Source organism: Methylomonas methanica (assembly GCF_001644035.1).
GTDB classification, from domain to species: Bacteria; Pseudomonadota; Gammaproteobacteria; order Methylococcales; family Methylomonadaceae; genus Methylomonas; species Methylomonas methanica_A.
This window is the reverse complement of the sequence record NZ_LUUG01000049.1, coordinates 80,294-101,906: the sequence shown is the minus strand read 5'-3', so window position 1 is coordinate 101,906 and position 21,613 is coordinate 80,294. Positions and strand designations below refer to the sequence as shown.

Sequence of the window (21,613 nt, the reverse complement as noted above, 5' to 3'; positions counted from 1 at the left end):
TCGTGATAAGCCTATGAATCCAGTATTGAAACTACTGATTATCGAAGATGTACAGGCTGATTATCTGGCGCTGGTACACCACTTACAGCAAAACGGCATGGCCGTGGAATGCCGGCGGATAGATAGCAACTCGGCGCTGGTGCTTGCCTTGCAAGACGACTGGGATTTGGTTCTGTCGGATTACAAGGTGCCGGGAATGGATACTCGCGGCACCTTGCAATTCATTCAAGCTCACAGTATAGATTTGCCGGTTATTCTGGTGTCCGGCAGCGTGGGTGAGGAAGTTGCGATGGAGTTGTTGCGGCTGGGTATGGTCGATTTCGTGTTCAAGGACAATCCGGTCCGCTTGCTGCCGTCCATACGCCGGGCTGTCCGGGAGCGCGATCAACGCCGGATCAGGCGGGCCGCGGAAGAGGCCTCGCAGCAAAGTCAGGAGCAGGCTCTGTTAGAGCAACACCAGGCGCAGTTGGCGGCCTTGAATTTGATGGAAGATGCCATCGCAGCCCGCCAACGCGCGGAAGCGACCGCGGAAGCCTTGCGCGAAAGCGAACGGCGTTTGATGATGGCGCAGGAAGGCGCGCATGTCGGGATTTGGGATTGGGATATTGTTAACGATCAATGCTATTGGTCGCCGGAGTGCGAGCGCCTGTATGGCGCGCAGTCAGGCGGTTTGCGATCTAACGACGAATGGCGGGCGAATGTGCATCCGGACGATGTGCATTTGATAGACGACCAGTGGGAAAGCCGCATTTTGCGCGGCGAGCCGTTCGAGGTTGAGTTCCGCTTTATCCTGCAATCAGGCGAAACCCGCTGGCTGAGCAGCAAGGGTCGCGCACAATACGACGCCGACGGTAAACCGGTAAGGCTGTTTGGCATTAATCTGGATATTAGCGAGCGCAAACAAACCGAACAGCAACTGCGTAAGTTGGCGCAGGCGGTAGAACAAAGCCCGGCCAGCATCATCATCACCAATCTGAACGGGGAAATCGAATACGTTAACGAGGCGTTTTTGCAGGTCAGCGGCTACCAACGCGACGAGGTCATCGGCCGCAATCCGCGCATGTTGCAATCGAAAAAAACCCCGGCGGAAAATTATCGGGCTTTGTGGACCGCACTCGGCCGTGGCCAGACCTGGAAAGGCGAATTTATCAATAAACGCAAGGATGGTAGCGAGTATGTGGAATTTGCCATTATCGTGCCAATCCGCCAAGCCGATGGCAACGTTACCCATTTTGTGGCGGTCCAGGAAGACATCACCGAAAAAAAACGCGTCGCGCTGGAATTGGACCAGTATCGGCATCACCTCGAAGATTTGGTTGCCAGCCGCACGGCGGAACTGGAAGCGGCTAAAGTGTTGGCGGATTCCGCCAATCAAGCCAAGAGCGCCTTTTTGGCCAATATGAGCCACGAGATTCGTACGCCAATGAATGCCATCATCGGCTTGACGTATTTGCTGCGGCAAAGCAGTCCCAACCCGGAACAAAGCGAGCGTCTGGACAAAATCGACGGCGCCGCCCAGCATCTGCTGTCCATCATTAACGACGTACTGGATTTATCGAAGATCGAAGCCGGGCGGCTGGAACTGGAGCAAACCGATTTTTCCCTGGCAACGGTGTTGGACCATATTCGCTCCATTATTGCCGAGCAGGCGCGGGCCAAGGCGTTGAGCATAGAGGTGGATGGGGAGGGCGTCCCGCCATGGCTGCGCGGGGACCCGATGCGTCTGCGGCAGGCCATGCTCAACTACGCCACCAATGCGGTCAAGTTTACCGAACGCGGTTCGATTCGGTTGCGGGCGATGGTGCAGGAGGAAACCGCTGCGGGTTTGCTGCTGCGCTTCGAGGTGAGCGACTCCGGAATCGGGATTGAAGCGGACCAACAAACTAGCTTATTTCAGGCTTTCACCCAGGCCGATGTGTCTACCACCCGTAAATATGGCGGGACCGGCTTAGGCTTGGCAATTACCCGTCGGCTGGCGAATATGATGGGCGGTGATGCGGGCGTCGATAGCGTACTGGGTCAAGGTAGTCGCTTTTGGTTTACCGCTCTGGTGCAGCGCGGGCACGGTATCATGCCTTTACAAACCATTGAAAAACCCGCCGACGCGGAAATGATGCTACGCCGAGATTATGCCGGCGCGCGCCTGCTTTTAGTGGAAGACAATCCGATTAATCGGGAAGTGGCACTGGAGTTGTTGCATGGTGTTGGTTTGGCGGTGGACACCGCCGAGAACGGGCGAATCGCCCTCGAAAAAATCGGCAAGAACACCTACGATCTGGTGCTGATGGATGTACAAATGCCGGAAATGGACGGTTTGGAAGCTACGCGGGCGATACGCGCGCAGCCGAGTTTTACCCGCTTACCAATTTTGGCGATGACTGCCGCCGCGTTTGAGGAAGACCGGCATGTTTCGCTCGCCGCCGGTATGAACGATTTTGTTGCGAAACCGGTGATTCCGGAAGACCTTTACGCGGCCTTGTTGCGCTGGTTGTCGCCGCGTTCCGGTACGCGTCCCGTCAGTTCCGATAAAGCTGAAACCGCGCGCATTTCGCCAAAATATGTGGTAACTGGCGATACTGTGCCGTCGGTCTTACTGAGCATCGGCGGCCTGGACACCAGGCAAGGACTTGCCGTGGTGAAGGGTGACGTGGATAAGTATCAACGTTTGTTGAGCATGTTCGCCAATACCCATAACGAAGACTTGAAACAAGTCCAGGCCTACTTGGTCGATGGCAAACCCGACGAAGCAAAACGCATCAGTCACTGTTTAAAAGGCGTTGCCGGCACGCTGGGCGCCAAACAGGTTGCCGATTTGGCGGCTAAGTTGGACCGGGCGATAGCCGAGAACAGCAGTTTGCCGGTGTGTATGGAATTGGCGGGTTTGTGCGATAGCGAATTGACGCATCTGGTCCGTGCCATCCTGGCTTTACCTGCGCAATCGGCGACGAATGAAGTGGGCGAGGCGATTATCGATGCGGAAAATACGCGTCAAGTCGTTGCCGCGCTGGCGAGCCTGCTGGCAATTGGTGATGCGCAAGCCAGCCGTCTGGCTCGCGAATATGCGGTATTGTTGCGGGCGAAATTGGGTGCTTCGTATTCCGAGTTTGCCCGGCAAATAGAAGCCTTCGACTATCAAGCGGCGTTACTAACTTTACAGGCCTTGGAGTAGCAACCAATGCCTTTGGGAAACGCTGAACGATTGGTGAGGTTTTATGCCGGTAGCGGCGGACACAAAAAAGCCGCAGTAACTAAAAGAAACGGCGGCTATTGCTAAGCAAATTGCCGAGTCAGGACATTTGCGATTGTAGATAATTTGGCAAACCGATGATGTCGATCAGGCCCAATTGTTGTTCCAGCCAATGAGCGTGATCTTCCTCGGTGTCGTCCAGCATCACTTCCAGAATTTCCCGGGTTTGGTAATCGCGTACGCTTTCGCAATAGGCGATCACTTTGCGCAAATCCGTAACCACCTTATATTCGACCGCCAAATCGTTTTTCAGCATTTCCGGCACGTTCGTACCGACTGCCAGCGGTTCGCGCTTGGATAAATCCGGGGTGCCTTCCAGAAACAAAATCCGTTTGATCAAGGCATCGGCGTGGTTGGTTTCGTCTTGAACTTCGTGATTGATGCGTTCGTATAATTTGCTTAAGCCCCAGTTTTCATACATTCGGGAATGGATAAAGTACTGGTCAATAGCTGTTAGTTCGCCCGCCAGTAATTCGTTTAAATACGTTATGACTTGTTTGTCGCCTTGCATATGCCGCCTCCCGGATAAATTTGATAACGCCCGCTGCTATGGTAATACAAAAAGCCGCCGGGTTCTTGGTTTGCGCGGGTTACTCATTTGCGATTAAACGGCCATGCGATAGCGCTATGCTTCGATGCGACTTAACTCCGAAATTGCTCCACCTGACCATGTAAGTAAGCCGCCTGTTGGTTCAGCTCGCTGCTGGCGGTATGCGCCGCAGTGCCGCTTTCCACCAACTCGACAATCACGTCGCCTATGATATTTAAGTTTTTATCCAGATTTTGGGTGACATGGCTTTGTTCCTTTACGGCTGCGGCGATGTGCTTGTTCATGTCGCTGATGCGGTTGACCGAGTCGTTGATGATAAACAAAGCCTCCTCAGCGGCATTGGATAGGGCGACGGTTTCGTCCATGCGTTGCCGTCCTATTGAAATAACCTCGACCGCTTTACCGGTTTTGCTGATTAAGCTGTTCACCATTTTGTTGATTTCATGGGTGGCGTCCTGGACGGATCTCGCCAGATGTCTGACTTCGTCGGCTACCACCGCAAATCCCCGGCCTTGATCGCCGGCCCGCGCCGCCTCGATTGACGCGTTCAAAGCCAGCAAATTGGTCTGATCGGCGATACCGCTGATGGTGTCGACGATAGCGGTGATGTTTGTACTTTCCAGGCGCATATCTTCGATTACCCGAATGGCCTGGCCGATATTCTCCGACAGCGACGCAATTTTTACAGTGCTGGCCTGGACCACATCGCAACCTTTCAGCACCGATTGCATTGCGTTTGCCGTTGACGATTGCGCGCTTTGCGCATGCTCGGCAATGTCATTAGCGCTGACCGCCATTTCCGCCATAGCCGACACCACTTGTTGCATCTCGCGTTTTTGCATGGACAAGCGTTGGGCATTGTCGGCATTGATTTTGGAGGATAGGGCGGACGATAAGTTTACGGTTTTCGAGGAGGCTTTTATTTGGTTAATCAGCAGGCGCAATTTATCGAACAGAATATTCAAGTCGCCGGCTAGTTCACCCACTTCGTCATGCGACGCAACCGGTAAGGCTTTGGTTAAATCGTTGCTTTCCGTGATGGTCCGCACGTTGGTCGCCACTTGTTTCAAGGGGTTTATCAAGCGGCCGAGTACGTTCCAGGCCAGCAACATTGCCACAGCGACTATGGCAGCCGCAACACCTATCTGGCCGGTCACCGTGACGTTGCGTTGATTATCCAGTAGCTGTTCCACCGCTTGTTGTTCCGCCAGTACCACCGCTATCGGCATCTCCATATACACCGCCCATGTCGAGGCGCCTTCGGCTAGTTTAAAAGGCAGGACGATGTAAACCTTGCCGGCGTCGCTGGCGATGGAGAAATGCGTGGAACTATCGCGAATGCTGTTCTCGATCAAGCGATAGTGATCGGCCAACGCCGATTGTGCCGCTGTTGCCAGTTCTTGCAAGCGGCTATCGCCGGCAATCACGCCGGCCTGGCTAATCAATAAAATTCTGCCCTGACCGGCATAAATGCCTGAATTGGCTTCGCCGATGGTTTTGCTTAAAAAACCCAGGCCCACGTCTGTTCCGGCACCGCCGACATAGTTGTCGCCGTCCAGAATCGGATTGACCACCGACGCCATCAACACGCCTTCATAAAGATAAGGATCCACCACACAGGTGTTGCGCGTCAGTTTCGGGCAGGTGTACCACCAGTTCAGCGGATGGGCGACTTGCGGCGTTTCGTCGGTGATCACGTTTTCGCCTTCTTGCACGGAGCTGATCTGACCGTGTTCGTCGCGCACCCAATAAGGCGAGTAGCGGCCGCTGGCGCTGGAACCCGACTTTTCGTCGCCGACATAATGGGCATCGGCATTGTCGAAGCCGTTTAGTTCGGCGGTCACATAAGTCGATAACACGCTGGGCGATGCCTCCGTAGATTGCCGCACGATTTGATTTACGTGTTCGCGCATTGCCGGCGTGCCGGCCAAAGCCTTTTGTCGGGCATCCAATGTCGCCAGCGCATGAAACCGATTGACGGTATATGCGCTTTGAAAAATGGCCTGCAAAGGCTGGACTACCTGCAAGGCTGCCGATTCCATGCGATAGCGTGCTGCCGATTCGATAGCCGGCGTGATTGCCGCGCCGATTTTTTCCTGAGTTTGGCGCGCGCTGTACCAACCGAAACCGACAATCGCCAACACGATAATCGCCATACTGGCGGCGTTCTGCACCAACAATTTCGATAAAATTGAATTTTTGCGCATGGGGTAATCTGCTGAGGGCGTGCCGGGCTGAATGGATTGTTTTTATTTTTAAGGATAGACCAAGCAGGCGAATGATTTGTTTATTCACCCGGCCCGTAAATATCGCCGCTCCCGCGAAGACGGGAGCCCGGCAGCTACAATCTATTCGCCAAGGGGTCTGACGACTCCCACCTTCGCGGGAATGACGAAGCCAGGGCATTTGGGGGGCGGGTTAATAACAGGATGGGGTCGCAAATTTCACGGAGTGATCAAGCGAAGTTGCCAACTTGGTAAAGGCTTTGGCCCAGCGCTTATAGCCGGTCAAGCTAAATCAGTGCAGCTTGATGGCGTTCGTTTTAAGCAGCGGAGCAAAAGCAGTGTTTAGATCCTTGGCAAGTGCCGTTGGATCGCCATTAACGATGAATACCAGCCGGCCGCGACCGTCGTCCGCCGCTCTGGAAACTAATGGGCTAGGTGGATAAAGTCGAATGCTGGCTGCCTGGATGATCATCGGTTCGGTCTGTTCGGCAAGATAAACCACGCCTTTTATTCGGAGTAAATCTAGGGGATGGCGGGCCAACAGCTCGTGGAGGATGGTTTGCAGTTGCTGCCAGGGCAGAACTTGCTCAAAAAGCAGCGAGATACTGCGAAAGTTGTGAGCGGGTAACGGGCCGTCATCAGGCAAGCGGCGCAACATTGGGCCTGAGTTATGCAGCAAGCTTTCCACGCTGAAGTCTCTTGCCCCTGATGTCTGTCTGGGGGTGGCGGGCGCCAGAGCTTGCAAGTGCGTTTCCAGCGCGGCTTGCTGGTCCGCATCGCTCAAGTCGGCATGAGTTAGTAACAAAGTATCGGCCCACGCCACCTGCGCGCGGGCTTCGGCAAAACTATCCAGTTGCGCCGCAGCCGAGGGTATTGCCAAGGTGGTGATTACGCTTTGCAAATGATAACGGCTGGCCAGCCAGCGCTCGCGCAAAAGCGTATCCAGAATCGGTTCCGGGCTGGCCAGGCCGCTGGCTTCGATAATCATCCGTTCGAAGGGTTTGGTTTCGGCCTGATCCCACGCCATCCACAGGTTTTTTAAAGTGGGTGCCAGCGTGCCCTTAATCTGGCAGCACAAACAGCCGCCGGCCAGAGTCGTCAACGGCATACCGGTTTGTTCCAGTAAATCCTGATCGATGGGGGTGGCGCCGAATTCGTTGATGATTACCGCGGTTTTGGGATTGTTCGCAAGCAGACGGTTCAGCAAGGTGGTTTTGCCGCTGCCGAGGAAGCCGGTGAGGACGATGACGGGGATTTTGTGTGGATCGGTCATATTAATGTGGTCGCCCGTTCCGTATTAAAAGCTGCGTATACTTGCCCCAAGCTAATTCAAGTTTGGTTTACCCATTCGGACGGGGCATAGGTGTAATGGCGAATTATGCCTGATTTTTAAACATGAACGCTAACGACAGGCAGGGGCTGGCTTGCTGCCGCGATCATCAGTGACGTTTGTCTACACGCCGACCCGGCATGAAGCCAAGGCCTCCAGCATATCCTCCTTGGGCAGGTTGCGACCGATAAAGACCATACTCGATTCCCGCGTTTCATCGGCTTGCCACGGGTTGCCGAAAGTCTCGGTCATCAGCATATGCACGCCTTGATAAATCACTTTTTCCGCGCAGCCGGCGATGTTGAGAATGCCTTTGTAGCGGAGTAAGTCGTTGCCGTAGTCGCGGATCATGATGTTCAGAAAGGCCAGTATACGGGCCGCGTCGAGTTCGCGGTTGGTGCGAAACACGAATGAACTGATATCGTCTTCATGTTCGTGGCTGACGTCCTCCAGAAAGTCCGGTTCGATTTTCAGGATGTCGTCCAGATTGAAACCGTCAATATCCAGAATATCGCGCAGTTCGGTCTTGCCGAAATGCACGTGTTTTATCGGCGCTCTGGGGTTCATCGCGCGCAACCGGCTCTCCAGGTCTGCCACAATTTCCGGTTCCTGGAGGTCGGTTTTCGATAGCAGGATACGGTCGGCAAAGCCGACTTGCTCTTGCGCTTCGTGGTGTTCTTGCAGTTGTTGATGGGCATGCACGGCATCGACGACGGTGATGATCGCGTCCAGCTTGTAGTTTTCGGCAATGTTTTCGTCGATAAAGAATGTTTGCGCAACGGGGGCCGGGTCCGCCAATCCGGTGGTTTCGATGATGACCCGGTCAAGCTGGAGTTCTCCCGATTCGCGGCCGTCACTGAGTTCGCCGAGGATGCGCACCAAATCGCCACGCACACTACAACAAATACAGCCATTGTTCATGGTGACAATTTGTTCGTCGGCTTGCACTAACAACTCGTTGTCGATACCGGCTTCGCCGAATTCATTTTCAATCACCGCAATCCGTTTGCCGTGGTCTTCGCTGAGAATGCGGTTCAACAAAGTGGTTTTGCCGGCGCCGAGAAAGCCGGTGAGAATGGTCACCGGCACGGGGTAGTTGCGTTTGGGGTTGGCGTTCATCAGATCTCCGTCAGGATGGGGCGTTAACGCGTTGTATCAGCGCATAAGCCGAGTGATTATGGATAGATTCGAAGTTTTCCGATTCGACGCGGTAGCTGATGATTCGTGGCTCCGCGTTCAAGCGGGCGGCTACATCGCGCACCATGTCTTCGACGAATTTGGGGTGGTCATAGGCATACTCGGTGACGTATTTTTCGTCCGGGCGCTTCAACAGGCCATAGATTTGCGAGGAGGCTTCGGCTTCGACCAGCGTGATCAGTTCTTCAAGCCAGATAAACGCCTTTGTCTCCACCGTTACGCTAACGTGGGAGCGTTGATTATGCGCACCGCGTTCGGAAATTTCCTTGGAGCACGGACACAAACTGGTCACCGGCACCACCACCTTCACTTTGATGCGGCAGCCGGTCTTATCGATTTCGCCGATGAAACTGACTTGATAATCCATTAGGCTGCGTACGCCGCTGACCGGGGCGGCTTTATCGATGAAGTACGGAAAACGCATCTCGATATAGCCGGATTCGGCTTCCAGTTTGGCCAGCATTTCTTGCAGCATTGTCGGAAATGAGGCAATGCTGATTTCCCGGTCGTGATTATTCAATATTTCCACGAAACGGGACATATGGGTGCCTTTGAAGTCGTGCGGCAGATTCACGTACATATCAAAATGCGCGATGGTGCGCTGTTCGCCGCAGCTTTTATCTTTAACTCTGATCGGATGCAGAATGTCTTTGATACCGACTTTGTCGATGGCAATCCGCCGGGTGTCGGGCCGGCCTTGAATATCTTCGATGGGGCTCATAGGTTTGTTTTAACTATTCAGGTGTTGTTGGGAACACTCGTGTTTCAGCCGTGCACTCGAAACCGGGCCTGCTCGGCAAAGTCGGCGTCGTTGACTGCGAAATTGCTGAGTTTCAAGCTGTAGAAACGGTTGAAATGATCTTGTACGGTCCGGGTGATGCCGGCATCGTAATTCGGTTGCAGCACTTGGGCGCGACCGGCCGGGCGCGCCACGACGCAGCCGTCTCTTACCACCAGTTCGCCGTTTTTAAACAGCAGCGCCGCGTTGGCGAACATGGCAGCGATATTGGCTTGCGGACGGGCGGCAAACGCCCCCGTCAGCCGGTCGCATGTGCCCACGCCTTGCGGGTTGTAGACGGCAATATCGGCAATAGCCCCCGGTGCCAGATGGCCTCGGTCGTGTAAGCCCAGCAATTTCGCAGCGGCACTCCGGGTCATGGTCGCGATTTCGGTTAAGGTAAATTCTCGTTTCAGGTTTGGCAGCAAGGTCATCGCCAGCGCTTCTTGGTTCAAGCGCGCCATATAGGCTTGCCGGTAATCGGCGTCCATCAGCAGCCGGATCAATTCGGGGTAGGCGGTAAACGGTGCGCCGTTGGGATGATCGGTGGTGAAAAACAGCCGCTCCGGCGCGTCGGCCAGCAAAAACAGTTCCAGACCAATCGCCCATTGCAGGGTGTTGACGAAGCTGGCTTCGCGGTAGCGATAAGGCACCACGCCACCGGAACCTTCACGCTCGGCATCCCACATCACCCATTTGTTGGGGCTGGCGTCAGCGTGGCGACTGTATTGCGCGATGACGTCACCGGAAATGGTTACGGTCTGACCAAACAGCACTTGGCCGACATCCATGGTGATGTTGAGGTGGCGGTTGAAGGCCTCCAGAAGTTGCGCAGCCGCCGAGGAAAAGCCCTTGGCGCCTTCGTTGCCGTAGGCGTAAAACTGCACGTGCGCCAGGTGCATCGGCAAACCTTGCGCGGCTTCCATGGTGGCGACGATGGTATCGACATTGCCGGGAATGCCTAAGTTGTTGCAATGCACGTGCACCGGGTGCGGCACACCGAGCTGGCAGACGGCGGTTTGCAAGGTTTGCAGAATCTGCCGGGAACTGACGCCGTAGTCTGGTACGACGTCATCCAAATCGAATTGGCGGGCGTTGCTTTTAAAGGCATTGGCACCGCCGGCATTGATGACTTTCAGGCCCAAGGCGCGGGTGGCGTGTAAGGTCCAGGCCACGTAATCGTTGATCTGGTTCTGACTGGCCTTGGCTCGCATCAAACGCAGCAGTAAATCGTCATTTCCCAGTATCGCCAGTGCCGCAGTGTCCAGAATGGGAATATCGGCCATCTGTAAATGCACATCCAGCGCATTGACCGGCAACATGGCCGGCTCGACGACCGTGGTATAACCCATCCGCGCGTAACGGTAGCCGGTATCGGTGGTAGACCACTTCGCGTTGCTAAACGGATGATCCACATGTCCGCCGTGAGTGTATTTAGACGCTGGCACTATGGCCAGATTGCAGGCGGTCCGCAACCGCCGCGCGACATGGTTGCGGTGCTGTTCGGGTAACAGCAGCCGTGCGGTGTTGACGTTGCCGCCGGCAATATGGGTGTGAATATCCACCGCACCGGCCATCACGATATGCCCGGATAAGTCGTACACCTGATCGAATTTGGCGTTCGGGCCCGGATCGGACGTGATCAAGCCATCGCGGATAAATAGATCGCCGGGTTCTCCCTGCCGGTTTTGCGTGGGATCGTAAATGTGTCCGCCTGCTAACTTGATCAACAATTTCCAGCCCTCACAGCATGTCCAATGTCAGCACGAGGCGCTTCGGTTGCACGGCGGTGGGTGTCGGCGACCGATGCACAAAACCTTGGCCTTCGTTACCTTCCCAGGCTTCGCCCTTCATCAAACCGACCGCATAGGCCGGCATGCGCCGAATCGCAGTGGCGTCAGTTATCAGGCCGGACTGGTCATCCGGCAAACCGCAGCTGCCCATACCCAGTTTTTGTCTGTCCAGGGCGTATTCCGGCAACCATTCGGTGCCGATGCCGCCATAACTACAAATCATCCGCGCGGGCACCCGATCAACATGAAAGCGCGGACACATGGCGTTTTGTAAAGTCCGCAGGCGCAAGCCGGCCTGTTTCAATCCGAAGAGTTCGCAGAATGCGGAGGTCAAGAGCTCGACGTCCTCCAGCCATGCGCGGTAACCTTGGGTGTGGCTGGCTTGCGGCCAGAGGCTGGCAAAATCAAACTGATCGGGATTCACCGGCTGACTCAGTTCCAACTTGCCAAATTGCTTCGAGGCTTGGTTGATAAAGCTTTCAATGGCCGCAGGCAACGGTCGTTCTATTAAGCAAAGGTTCACGCCATCTTCGTAGATGCGTGTCAAATCGACGAAGTTTTTAGAGATTACCGTTCGGGTCGATGGTTTGTAGGAAACCGGCTGGAACGAGGCGAGGCCACTTAGCTGTGAGAGGGTCGATTGGCGAAAAGGTATGCGAGCAAACACAAAAACTCCTTAAATAGCGATCAGGACTTGTTCGAAAAAAACAATAAATTGCATGAGCACTATGCCCATGCCGAATGCTGCGGCTTGGCCGCTCAGGCTGGAGAAACTACAGCGTTCGTGCAATACCGGGATCAGATCGGAGGCGGCGATGTAAATAAAGCCGCCGGCAGCGATTGGCAGCAATAGGGTCAAGGACGATTCGGCTATCTGGCTAAGGAATAGGGTGAAGATCGCCCCCGGCAATACGGTCAGTGAGCAGTAAAAGTTGTAGAGCACGGCTTGCCTAGGTGCGTAGCCGCCGCGCAGCAGTGCGCCGACGTCGCCGAGTTCTTGCGGAACTTCGTGGGCGATGATGGCCAAGGTGGTGGTCAAACCTAGCGCCGGATCGGCCAGAAAACTGCCGGCGATCAATATGCCGTCGACGAAGTTGTGCATGGCGTCGCCGATCAGATTCATTTTTGCCAAAGGCAGAATCTCGCCACTCCCCGGCGTGATATCGACGTTGTGGTCGTGGCGCCAACGCACCAGTTTCTCCAACACGAAAAAGCCGAACACACCCACCAACACGGTTAAACAAACGTCGCTGACCGTACCGTGGCGACTCACCGCATCCGGAATCAAATGAATAAAAGCGTCTCCTAACAACACGCCTACCGCCAACGCCACCAAATACGGCACTACCCGATTCAACACCGCGGGTTTAAGCCATAATGCAAACACGCTGGATAAGGAGCAAAGGCTCACGGCGAGGCAGGCTGCAATAGCGCCGGCAATGGTGCTGAGGGCTATAGTCATGTGCGATGTGGTCCGGCAGACTTGATGGAATGGTAGTCGTGGTGCGAGCTGTAAATAAAGTCGGCGATTTGGTTCGGCAATGCGTGGGTGGCGAAATGCGCCAACATGAATCCCAATACAGTTATAAATAGTCTGGAGACGACGCGTTTCGGCAAGTCTGCTTCAACGAGGTATCCGACGATGGCTAGTATCACCAAAAGCTCAAAGCCGATCAGGTGCAAATAACTATCGATGCTAGCCATCGGCAAACCATTGGGGAAATTCGTCGCGATAGTGATGCCAAATCTCCGGGCCGGCAGCGAGTTCGGCATCGGTTAGCAGGCAGTCGTTGAGTTCTTGGCGGACTTTATCCGCATCGACGTTTTGGCCGATAAACACCAGCTCTTGCCGGCGGTCGCCATAGGGTTCCGCCCATTGGGACTGAATGTCCGGTAAATACTCTTCCGGCCATTCCTGTTTGGGCACCGAAGCCCACCAGCGCCCGGCCAAGCCGTGCTGCATCATTCCGCCGGCTTGCGACCAACTGCCGGCATGATCGGGGCGCGAGGCTAGCCAAAAGAAGCCTTTAGAGCGCAGCAATGTGCCGTTCTCCCATTCCCCTTCGTGTAGAAGATCATAGAAGCGCTGCGGATGGAAAGGGCGGCGGGCCGTGTAAACAAAGCTGCCGATGCCGTATTCCTCGGTCTCCGGGGTATGTTCTCCACGCAATTCTTTCAACCAGCCTGGCGCTTGTTCGGCTTTTTCGAAATCGAACAAGCCGGTGTCGAGGACTTTATGCAGATCCACCTGTCCCATCACCATAGGCACGATTTCCGCATCAGGATTAAGGCTGCGCAACACGGCTTTTAGATTGAGGATTTCGTCGCTGGCGATCAGATCGATTTTGGAAATCAGGATCACGTCGGCAAATTCGATTTGATCGACCAGTAAATCGGCGACGTTACGTTCATCGTCGTCGCCCAGGGATTCGCCGGTTTCCTTTAAACTGAGGGCTTCCATGTAATTGCGCATAAAATTCACGGCGTCGACAACGGTAACCAGGGTATCCAGGCGGGCGTGGTCGGATAAGCTCGCACCGTTTTCGTCGCTAAACGTGAACGTCTCTGCAATCGGCAAGGGCTCGGCGATGCCGGTGGATTCGATCACCAAGTAATCGAAGCGGCCTTCCTTGGCCAAATTGCCGACCTCGATCAGCAAGTCCTCGCGGAGGGTGCAGCAAATGCACCCGTTGCTCATTTCGACCAGTTTTTCCTGGCCACGATTCAGTTGTACTTCGTTTTTGACCGTTGCCGCGTCAATGTTGACTTCGCTCATGTCGTTGACGATCACCGCTACCTTGAGCTTATCCCGGTTATGCAGGATGTGGTTCAGCAAGGTGGTTTTGCCTGCACCCAGAAAACCGGACAGCACGGTGACGGGGAGTCTTCTGGATGGCGCGTCCTTAAAAATCATGGCGTTTTCGATGTTATATTGTAGCAATTGGGTGGTCAAAAAAAGGCGCTGCCGATAAAAGAAGCGCCTGTTTAAACGGTTCTAATAATTCACTCTAAAGCCTACTTCCGCTCCGCGTCCTGCTTCCGGTGCAAAATTTCGCAAGTACGATGTCGAATTGCGGATGTTTTGATTCAGCAGGTTGTTACCTTTGGCAAATACCATCAACTTGGCGTCTTTATAGGCTTTGACTTGATAGTTGGCGCCCACATTCAGCAAGAAATAGCCGGCAGTAGAGGTTTCGAAATCGCCGGCATGGGGCTGCGATTCGGCGCGAGTAAAGCGCAGATAGGTCGACAATTTATCCCGGTTGAAATCCAGTTGCAGGCCGTAGCGTAACGGCGGCATGCGTGGTACGTCGCTGCCGTTGACGAATTCGCCGCGGGTGTAGTCGCTGAATAAGGTCATCTCCAATAATCCGAGATGGTTTTCCATCATTGGCACGATCAGTTTGGCTTCATAACCTTTGAAGATGGCGTCGTTTTGTCCGCTGGTGACCAAAGGCACGCAATCCGCTACGCAAGGATTACCGTCTTGATCGACGAATTCGCCGTTGCGTTGCTGGAAAATATAATCGCTGGCCCAGTTGTGGAATAAGTCGAATTCGGCGCGTAACCAATCGGTTTTGAAGCGGTAGCCCAAGTCCAGGTTGTAGGAGGTTTCTTCTCTTAAACCCAAGTCGCCCCTGTCGTAACTGCGGGTGGCGTCGTGGTAACCGTCGGACAGCAATTCTTGGACCTGCGGCGCGCGCGAGGAACGAGTCACCGCCAGGTTCAGGCTGTTGCGATTATCCAGTTTCCAAACGGCCGAAGCCGACGCGCTGATGGGGGTATAGCTGAGATTGGCGAAGCCGTCCGGGCGAATATCGGTTTGTTCGACGCGGGTGCCCAGTTGATACGTCACCGCGCCAATGTCGAATGATTCGACGGCGAAGACGCCATAACTGGTAATGTCCGAGCGCGGTACGATGCTGTCACCGGTGAGTTTTTCGATCGCATTAAAGTCGCTGGCTTGGGCTTGAAAACCCACCACGCCGCGCAGCGGTCCCAAATCCTGGTGAGCCAATTCCATGCGGCCTTCGTAAGACTGGTTGGTGTAGTACGCACCGGGTTCGCCGTTGGCGATTTCGGTGTGTTGGTAATCGGTGTATCCAAGCCGGGTCCGCAGGCTTTTCGCGAAGCGGAATGGATTGTTCAGTTCGCTCTTAAAATCGTACTTGGTTTGCCGCATCGCGATGCGCACGGTTTCGTCGCCGGTGCCGTCCGGAGCGATGGCGTAGTTGTTATTTAGATTATTGATGGATACGCCGGCAAAGCCGGGCGCACCGATCCAGGACAAGCCGGCCGAACCGCTGATCGCTTCGGCGCCGGTGTTATTCAAAAAGCCTTTGGGGTTATCGACAATCTCCAGGCTGGGATCGGTGATCGCGACTTTTGCGGTGTCTATGCCGCTGCCGCCGATGTCCAGATTGTTACGATGCCGATAAAAGCCGTCCAGGTGATACGCGATGTTGTCCTTGCCGCCCTCGACTTTCATCGTGGTGCTGGTTTCGTCGGAAGTGGAATCGAAACGCTGCTCCAGCGCAGCGCCTACCAGCTTGTCGAACTGGCGGCCGGGGATACGGTTGTCAATGACGTTAACTACGCCGCCCATCGCGCCGCTGCCGTAGAGTAGCGTGGCCGGGCCGCGCAGCACTTCGATGCGCTCAGCCAACAGAGGTTCGACGCTGGTGGCGTGGTCGGGGCTGATTGCGGAAACATCGTTGCTGCCGATACCGTTGTTCAATACCCGGACTCTGGGCCCGGCTTGACCACGTATCACCGGAGTACCGACGCCGGGGCCGAAGGATTGGCTGCTGATGCCCAGCTCGTTTTTCAAGGTATCGCCGATGCTGTGGCCGGTTTTCATGCGCAATTCGTCGTCGCTCAATACGGTGACAGGCACCGGGCTGTCCGATTTTCTGTCTTGCAGCGGTGCCGTGACGATTATTTCGTCCAGTGCTTGAATAGCAGGTTCTTCGGCCATCAGAACCGGAGATGGCAGCATTAAAATCAGGGCAGCGGTTTTTTTCATGTTAAGCGAGGCAGTCAGAAACGATGTTTAAATATGTTATATTATAACAAGCGCTGATGCAATATTATCGCATTAGTTATTGCATAGTCCCGTTACGGCTTCCTTGGTGATTTGAGTTTGATTTGTTGTGAAAACAACAATGTTGACAGTAACAATTCGAGAGGGCTAACCGGATCGCTCTCTAAATCATATGGCTAAAATGTTACAGAAATGTTTCTTTAAACCCCGGAAGAAATACTTATTCACGGCGGCGGTGACAGACTTAGGTAATTTAGGCCTACTTCCTGCTGATCTAGGGGTGCGGCTTTTCCAGACATTGCATGGCCTGGATCGCAATTTCCAGTTCCTCGGCCGTGGCAATCACCAATACTGTCACACCGGAGTTGGGTTGACTGATGTTGTCGCAAGGTCGCACCGGTTTGCGGTTTTTTTCCTGGTTTATGGCAATCCCGAAGATGGTCATATCCAGACAGACTTGTTCGCGTAGCCAGGCATCGTTTTCGCCGATGCCGCCGGTAAATACCAAGGCATCGACCCGGCCCAACACCGCAAAATAAGCGCCGATGTACTTTTTGATGCGATAGGCGTACATCGCCAGCGCCAGGCGGGCAAGATCGTCGCCGGCTTCGGCCATGCGGTGTATCGCCCGCATATCGTTTTCGCCGCAAATGCCTTTGCAGCCGCTTTCTTTGTTGAGCAGGGTTTCAATGGCCTCGTTGGACAAATTCAGCGTGCGGCTCAGATAAAAATGGATTGCCGGGTCGATGTCGCCGCAGCGGCTGCCCATCATCAAACCTTCCAGCGGCGTCATGCCCATCGATGTATCGATGCTTCGGCCGTTTTGGATAGCAGTGACGCTGGCGCCGTTACCGAGATGCAGCGTGATCAGATTAGTTTCTGATAAAGGTTTGCCGAGATATTGCGTGGCCTGTTCGGCAACATAACGGTGGGAGGTACCGTGGAAGCCGTAACGTCTTACCCCATGTTCGGTATAAAGATGTTCGGGCAACGGATAGCGATAGGCATAATCGGGCAGGGTTTGATGAAACGCCGTATCGAACACCGCGACTTGCGGCGTCTCGCCCATTTGCCGGAGGGCTTCTTCGATTCCCAACAGATTGGCGGGGTTATGCAGCGGTGCCAGCGGAATCACTTCGGCAATGTGCTGCATCACTTGCGTATCGATTAACGCCGGCTCCCGAAAATGTTCGCCGCCATGTACCACCCGGTGGCCGATGCAGGCCAGTTCGCGACGGTCGTTCAGCACGCGGCAAGCAGCCAGTGTTTCGAACAACAATTGCAAGGCTTGTTGATGGTTGCGGCAGCTGATTTCTTCGTGTGTCCGATCATTATTCGCCAGCGAATAACTATGGCTGGCGGCGTCTTCGCCGATACGTTCGATGATACCGGCAATCAATACCGAGCGATCAGACATGTCGAATAAGCTGTATTTAACCGATGAACTGCCGGCATTGAGCACCAGAATTTTCATGAATATCTCGAAAGGGTGAGGCGATTAATGCGCAAGTTTCGCCGGTGGGGGTGGGTTGTAGCGGCGCTCCAGATCATGGTCGATTTTAGTGGTCAGGCTTTCCACCGCTTTGATGGTCAGACTGGCGTTGGGGCCTTTGGATTCGGAAATGTAGTCGCCGATCAATTTGCCATCCTCCACTTTGACCAAACGTCCCATCAGATAGGCGAACAAAAAGCTGGGTTTATGTAACCGTCCGACCAAAATATAGTCCGCTTGAAATTGCTTGCCCAGCTGCGCGGCGGCATCGGCGTGGTCGAACAAATAGCCTACACCGCTGTTGGCCGTTTTTTGCGCTTGGTTTGGTATTGCTATGACCACATAGCCGGCGCGCTTTAACTCCTGTTCCAGCAGCGGTTTTATCGACGCGGTTCTTTGTACCTCAGCGGGGACGCCCGGTGCCAGTGTCAGGTCTTTTAATTCAAAATCCAGAACGGCGATGCGGGTTTCCGCCAGTGAGCCAAAGCTCAAACTGTAAAAAAGTAGGCCGATTAGTAGGGCTTTTTGAATCATAATTTGTCGGCCTCCTGGGCCTGAATCGCAGTAATGACCACGGTGTTGACGATGTCGGTCACGGTGCAACCGCGGCTTAAATCGTTGACCGGTTTGTTCAAACCTTGGAGGATGGGGCCGACGGCGATTGCGCCGGAGGAACGCTGCACCGCTTTGTAGGTGTTGTTGCCGGTATTCAGGTCTGGAAAAATTAATACTGTGGCGCGGCCGGCGACCTGGCTGTCGGGCAGTTTGGTTTTAGCGACGCTGGCATCCACGGCGGCATCGTATTGCATCGGGCCTTCCAGCAACAGATCCGGTCGCAGCGATTTGGCGATTTTGACCGCTTCGCGGACTTTATCCACTGCCTCACCCTTGCCGGATTCGCCGGTGGAATAGGACAGCATGGCAATGCGCGGTTCGATGTTGAACATGCGCGCGGTTTCGGCGGCGTTAATGGCGATGTCGGCCAATTGCGCGGCATTGGGGTTCGGAATCACCGCGCAATCGCCATAGACCAATACGCGGTCTTCCAGGCACATGAAAAACACGCTGGAAACTATCGATGCGCCGGGCTTGGTCTTGATGATTTCAAAGGCCGGCCGAATGGTATGTTGAGTCGAATGCACCGCGCCTGACACCATGCCGTCGGCATAATCCAGATGTATCATCAAGGTGCCGAAATAGCTGGGATCGGCCATTAAATCGAAGGCCGTATCGTAAACGATGCAACGATGTTTGCGGGCCTGGTAATAGGTTTCCGCGAATAGCGGCCGCAGATCCGATTTGATCGGGTCGATGATGTTGATATTGTCCATCTTCAAGGCCATGGCCTGAATTTTCTGGCGGATTTCGGCTTCGTTACCCAGCAGGGTGATTTTCACCACATCGCGCAGCAGCAAAATTTCTGCCGCACGCAGAATCCGCTCTTCATTGCCTTCCGGTAGCACGATATGTTGCTTTCTGGCTTTGGCGCGCTGCAACAGATCATACTCGAACATCAGCGGCGTGATTTTGTGCGACACCTTGCTGCACAGCCGCAGCCGCAGTTCCACCATATTGATGTTACTTTCGATTAATCCCAACGCGGTGGCGATTTTGCGGTCGTCTTGAGAGTGTAGGCGGGCTGTGACCTGACTGACTTGTAACGCTGTGGTGAAGGTGTCGGAATCGACGCCGAGCACCGCGAAAGGCGTATCGCCCAGGCCATCGATCAATTTTTGCACTTGCGGGGCCGGTTGTTGATGGCCGGTTAATAATAAGCCGGCAATCTGCGGATAGTTGCTGGAATTGTAGGCCATCAGGCTGGCCATGATGATGTCCGAGCGGTCGCCAGGGGTAATCACCAAGTCACCGGTTTCCACATAATCTAGAAAGTCCGGCACCAACATCGCCGCCACTTTGTAGTGATACACCTCGCGGCTCATCGTTGCGTTTTCGCCGGAAAACACTTTAGCGCCTATGACTTTGGCGATGTTGCCGATGGTGGGTTTTTCCAGAGATGATTCGGCAGGTACCACGTACACCGGAAATTCGCTGGAATGATTTAAGCTGTGACGCAAGCTGGCAATTTGATTTTGAGCGACACCGATGATGACCGTGGCCAGCAATTCGCAGTCGTGTTCGTGTACGGAATGTTTCAGGCTGGCCAAGCCATTTAAAATTTGTTCGTCGCTACGATCTTCGCCCTGCATAACCGGCATCATCAGGCAGCCCAGATTGTTGGCGACATCGGCGTTGAAATCGAATTCGAAAATGGCGTTGCCATGTCGATAGTCGCTGCCGACGCAGAGCACATGATCGCAACGGGCCTTTAAGGCCCGGTATTTGGCTAGTATGGTTTTCAACAGTTCGTCGTATTGTTCGGCGGCCAAGAGTTGTCTGGCTTCCGCGCTGGTACAGCCATACATGGCTTCGTAAGGGGGGGCGAGTTGATAGCGGTGGCTAATGAATTGAATCAAATCGTCTTTGTCGGCATCGCCTTGAATAATTGGCCGAAAAAAACCGATATTGTCCGCGTAGCCGGATAACATTTCGATGATCGCCAGCATGATCAAAGATTTGCCGCTACCCTCGTCGACGCCGGCAATATAGATGTCTTGCGAAATAACGGGTTCGCTTCTTTGCGGATGGGACTGAGTCGGATTCATGATCGATGACTTATATATTAATGGGAAAGTCTAACCGAGGATGTTGCCACATGGCGCGCCGCTTGGCGACTGTATATTTTATTTATTCAGGCACCGCGCAAGTGTTGGGCGCATGCAAATAGTCTTTGGCTATCATAGGTTTGGATTTATAAAATAATGTAATATCAAAATAATTATTGATTAATCTGCAAGCTCGGCTTTAATGGCTATACTACTAGCCGGGCGCAGGGATTACTTGAACAACAGAGATGGCGAAATTTACCGTTTATTTTAAAGACAATGCAATCCATACAGGTGTTTTTGATTCTGGTGTAGTGCATATCGGTCGTGATGAAACCAGTGACCTAGTGGTTGACAGTCTTGCCGTCGCGCCCGCGCATGCCGTTGCCGTGATTAAAGACGGTACATGCGTTCTCAAGCAATTGAACGAAAAGTTTCCGTTATTGGTAAACGATCAGCGCACCAAGGAATGGAACCTGCAAAACAACGACATTATTAACATCGGTAAGCACTATATTGTTTACAACACCACCGATGAGTTTTCGGAAAAAGTCCTGGTATCCACGCCAGCCGACTTCGGCGATGCGGATGTACGGGCATTAAATGAGAAGCTGGAAGAAGCCGTAAAATCCCCCGAGGCCAACTTACAAGTGCTGAATGGCATGCACATTGGCCGTATCTTGCGCTTGAAAAAAGCCATGACGCGCCTGGGTCACGAAGGCGCTGGCGTTATAGTCATAGCCAGGCGCAAGGACGGTTATTTCCTCTCCGCCTTGCAAGGACATGAGGGCCTGGCAATTAACGACGAACCCCTAGGCGACCGCACTGTGCAATTGCAAAGTAACGATGTGATTGTCGTTGACAGTACCTCAATGCAATTTTTCTTGGATTAAGCCTATGACATTTGAAAAAAGCGATGATAAACGCCGTTTTCACAGGATTTTTTACCATACAGGGGCTGTGTTAACCGGTTCTGGACAAACCTATCCTTGCAAAATTATCGATCTGTCCTTGCGCGGCTGTCTGTTGGATTTAGAGCAGCCCTTAGTCGGTCAGGCCGATGCTTTATATTCCTTGAAATTCGATTTATCAGAAGAAATCAGCATTACCATGGAAGTGGCGGCAACCCATGCCGATGCCAACAGAGTGGGTTTTAAGTGCGTGCATATCGATATAGACAGCATTTCCAGCTTACGCCGATTGGTGGAACTCAACCTGGGCGATAGCGAGCTGCTGGAGCGGGAGTTGGCGGCTTTGGGTGATCTGGCGGAACACGCCGATCGTTAACTAGGTA

The 21,613-nt window shown here is 53.9% G+C and carries 17 protein-coding genes; 3 read left to right on the top strand and 14 right to left on the bottom strand.

Annotated features, from left to right (window positions below):
* The first annotated feature begins 13 nt into the window (after window positions 1-13).
* Window positions 14-3,169, top strand: a complete 3,156-nt coding sequence (locus A1332_RS04435) for a response regulator (protein ID WP_064007348.1) — start codon at window positions 14-16, stop codon at window positions 3,167-3,169.
* Window positions 3,170-3,287: 118 nt separating this feature from the next.
* On the opposite strand, the gene bfr is transcribed toward A1332_RS04435, so the two are convergent.
* The 14 genes from bfr to pta form a co-directional block, all read right to left on the bottom strand.
* Window positions 3,288-3,758, bottom strand: a complete 471-nt coding sequence (bfr, locus tag A1332_RS04430) for a bacterioferritin (protein WP_064007347.1) — start codon at window positions 3,756-3,758, stop codon at window positions 3,288-3,290.
* Between the two features lie 131 nt (window positions 3,759-3,889).
* Window positions 3,890-6,004, bottom strand: coding sequence for a methyl-accepting chemotaxis protein (locus A1332_RS04425; protein ID WP_064007346.1), 2,115 nt, complete (start codon window positions 6,002-6,004; stop codon window positions 3,890-3,892).
* Window positions 6,005-6,314: 310 nt separating this feature from the next.
* On the bottom strand, window positions 6,315-7,295 hold the full coding sequence (locus A1332_RS04420; protein WP_064007345.1) for a CobW family GTP-binding protein: 981 nt from the start codon (window positions 7,293-7,295) through the stop codon (window positions 6,315-6,317).
* A gap of 180 nt (window positions 7,296-7,475) precedes the next feature.
* On the bottom strand, window positions 7,476-8,471 hold the full coding sequence (locus A1332_RS04415; protein WP_064007344.1) for a CobW family GTP-binding protein: 996 nt from the start codon (window positions 8,469-8,471) through the stop codon (window positions 7,476-7,478).
* Window positions 8,472-8,481: 10 nt separating this feature from the next.
* Window positions 8,482-9,270, bottom strand: coding sequence for a GTP cyclohydrolase FolE2 (gene folE2 / locus A1332_RS04410; RefSeq protein ID WP_064007343.1), 789 nt, complete (start codon window positions 9,268-9,270; stop codon window positions 8,482-8,484).
* Between the two features lie 44 nt (window positions 9,271-9,314).
* A complete protein-coding gene (locus A1332_RS04405) occupies window positions 9,315-11,060 on the bottom strand; it encodes a formylmethanofuran dehydrogenase subunit A (protein WP_064007342.1) in 1,746 nt (581 codons plus the stop codon).
* A gap of 10 nt (window positions 11,061-11,070) precedes the next feature.
* On the bottom strand, window positions 11,071-11,688 hold the full coding sequence (locus A1332_RS04400; RefSeq protein WP_419865987.1) for a DUF1826 domain-containing protein: 618 nt from the start codon (window positions 11,686-11,688) through the stop codon (window positions 11,071-11,073).
* A gap of 108 nt (window positions 11,689-11,796) precedes the next feature.
* Complete coding sequence (locus A1332_RS04395) at window positions 11,797-12,582, bottom strand: ZIP family metal transporter (protein ID WP_064007340.1); 786 nt, start codon at window positions 12,580-12,582, stop codon at window positions 11,797-11,799.
* The gene (locus tag A1332_RS04390; protein ID WP_064007339.1) at window positions 12,579-12,824 is read right to left on the bottom strand and encodes a hypothetical protein; all 246 of its coding nucleotides are present in this window, start codon (window positions 12,822-12,824) and stop codon (window positions 12,579-12,581) included. Before A1332_RS04390 ends, A1332_RS04395 begins: the two co-directional genes overlap by 4 nt.
* A complete protein-coding gene (gene zigA, locus A1332_RS04385) occupies window positions 12,817-14,034 on the bottom strand; it encodes a zinc metallochaperone GTPase ZigA (RefSeq protein ID WP_064007478.1) in 1,218 nt (405 codons plus the stop codon). Before zigA ends, A1332_RS04390 begins: the two co-directional genes overlap by 8 nt.
* An 81-nt stretch (window positions 14,035-14,115) precedes the next feature.
* Entirely contained in the window at window positions 14,116-16,146 is a 2,031-nt protein-coding gene (locus A1332_RS04380) for a TonB-dependent receptor (RefSeq protein ID WP_064007338.1), read from the bottom strand.
* Between the two features lie 292 nt (window positions 16,147-16,438).
* A complete protein-coding gene (locus A1332_RS04375) occupies window positions 16,439-17,638 on the bottom strand; it encodes an acetate/propionate family kinase (RefSeq protein WP_064007337.1) in 1,200 nt (399 codons plus the stop codon).
* A gap of 24 nt (window positions 17,639-17,662) precedes the next feature.
* Window positions 17,663-18,190, bottom strand: a complete 528-nt coding sequence (locus A1332_RS04370) for a DUF2380 domain-containing protein (RefSeq protein WP_064007336.1) — start codon at window positions 18,188-18,190, stop codon at window positions 17,663-17,665.
* Complete coding sequence (pta, locus tag A1332_RS04365; RefSeq protein WP_064007335.1) at window positions 18,187-20,319, bottom strand: phosphate acetyltransferase; 2,133 nt, start codon at window positions 20,317-20,319, stop codon at window positions 18,187-18,189. Before pta ends, A1332_RS04370 begins: the two co-directional genes overlap by 4 nt.
* Window positions 20,320-20,567: 248 nt before the next feature.
* Here pta and A1332_RS04360 point away from each other — a divergent pair, with 248 nt between their 5' ends.
* Both A1332_RS04360 and A1332_RS04355 read left to right on the top strand, forming a co-directional pair.
* Entirely contained in the window at window positions 20,568-21,212 is a 645-nt protein-coding gene (locus tag A1332_RS04360; protein WP_064007334.1) for an FHA domain-containing protein, read from the top strand.
* Between the two features lie 4 nt (window positions 21,213-21,216).
* A complete protein-coding gene (locus A1332_RS04355) occupies window positions 21,217-21,606 on the top strand; it encodes a PilZ domain-containing protein (RefSeq protein WP_064007333.1) in 390 nt (129 codons plus the stop codon).
* Window positions 21,607-21,613 lie beyond the last annotated feature (7 nt).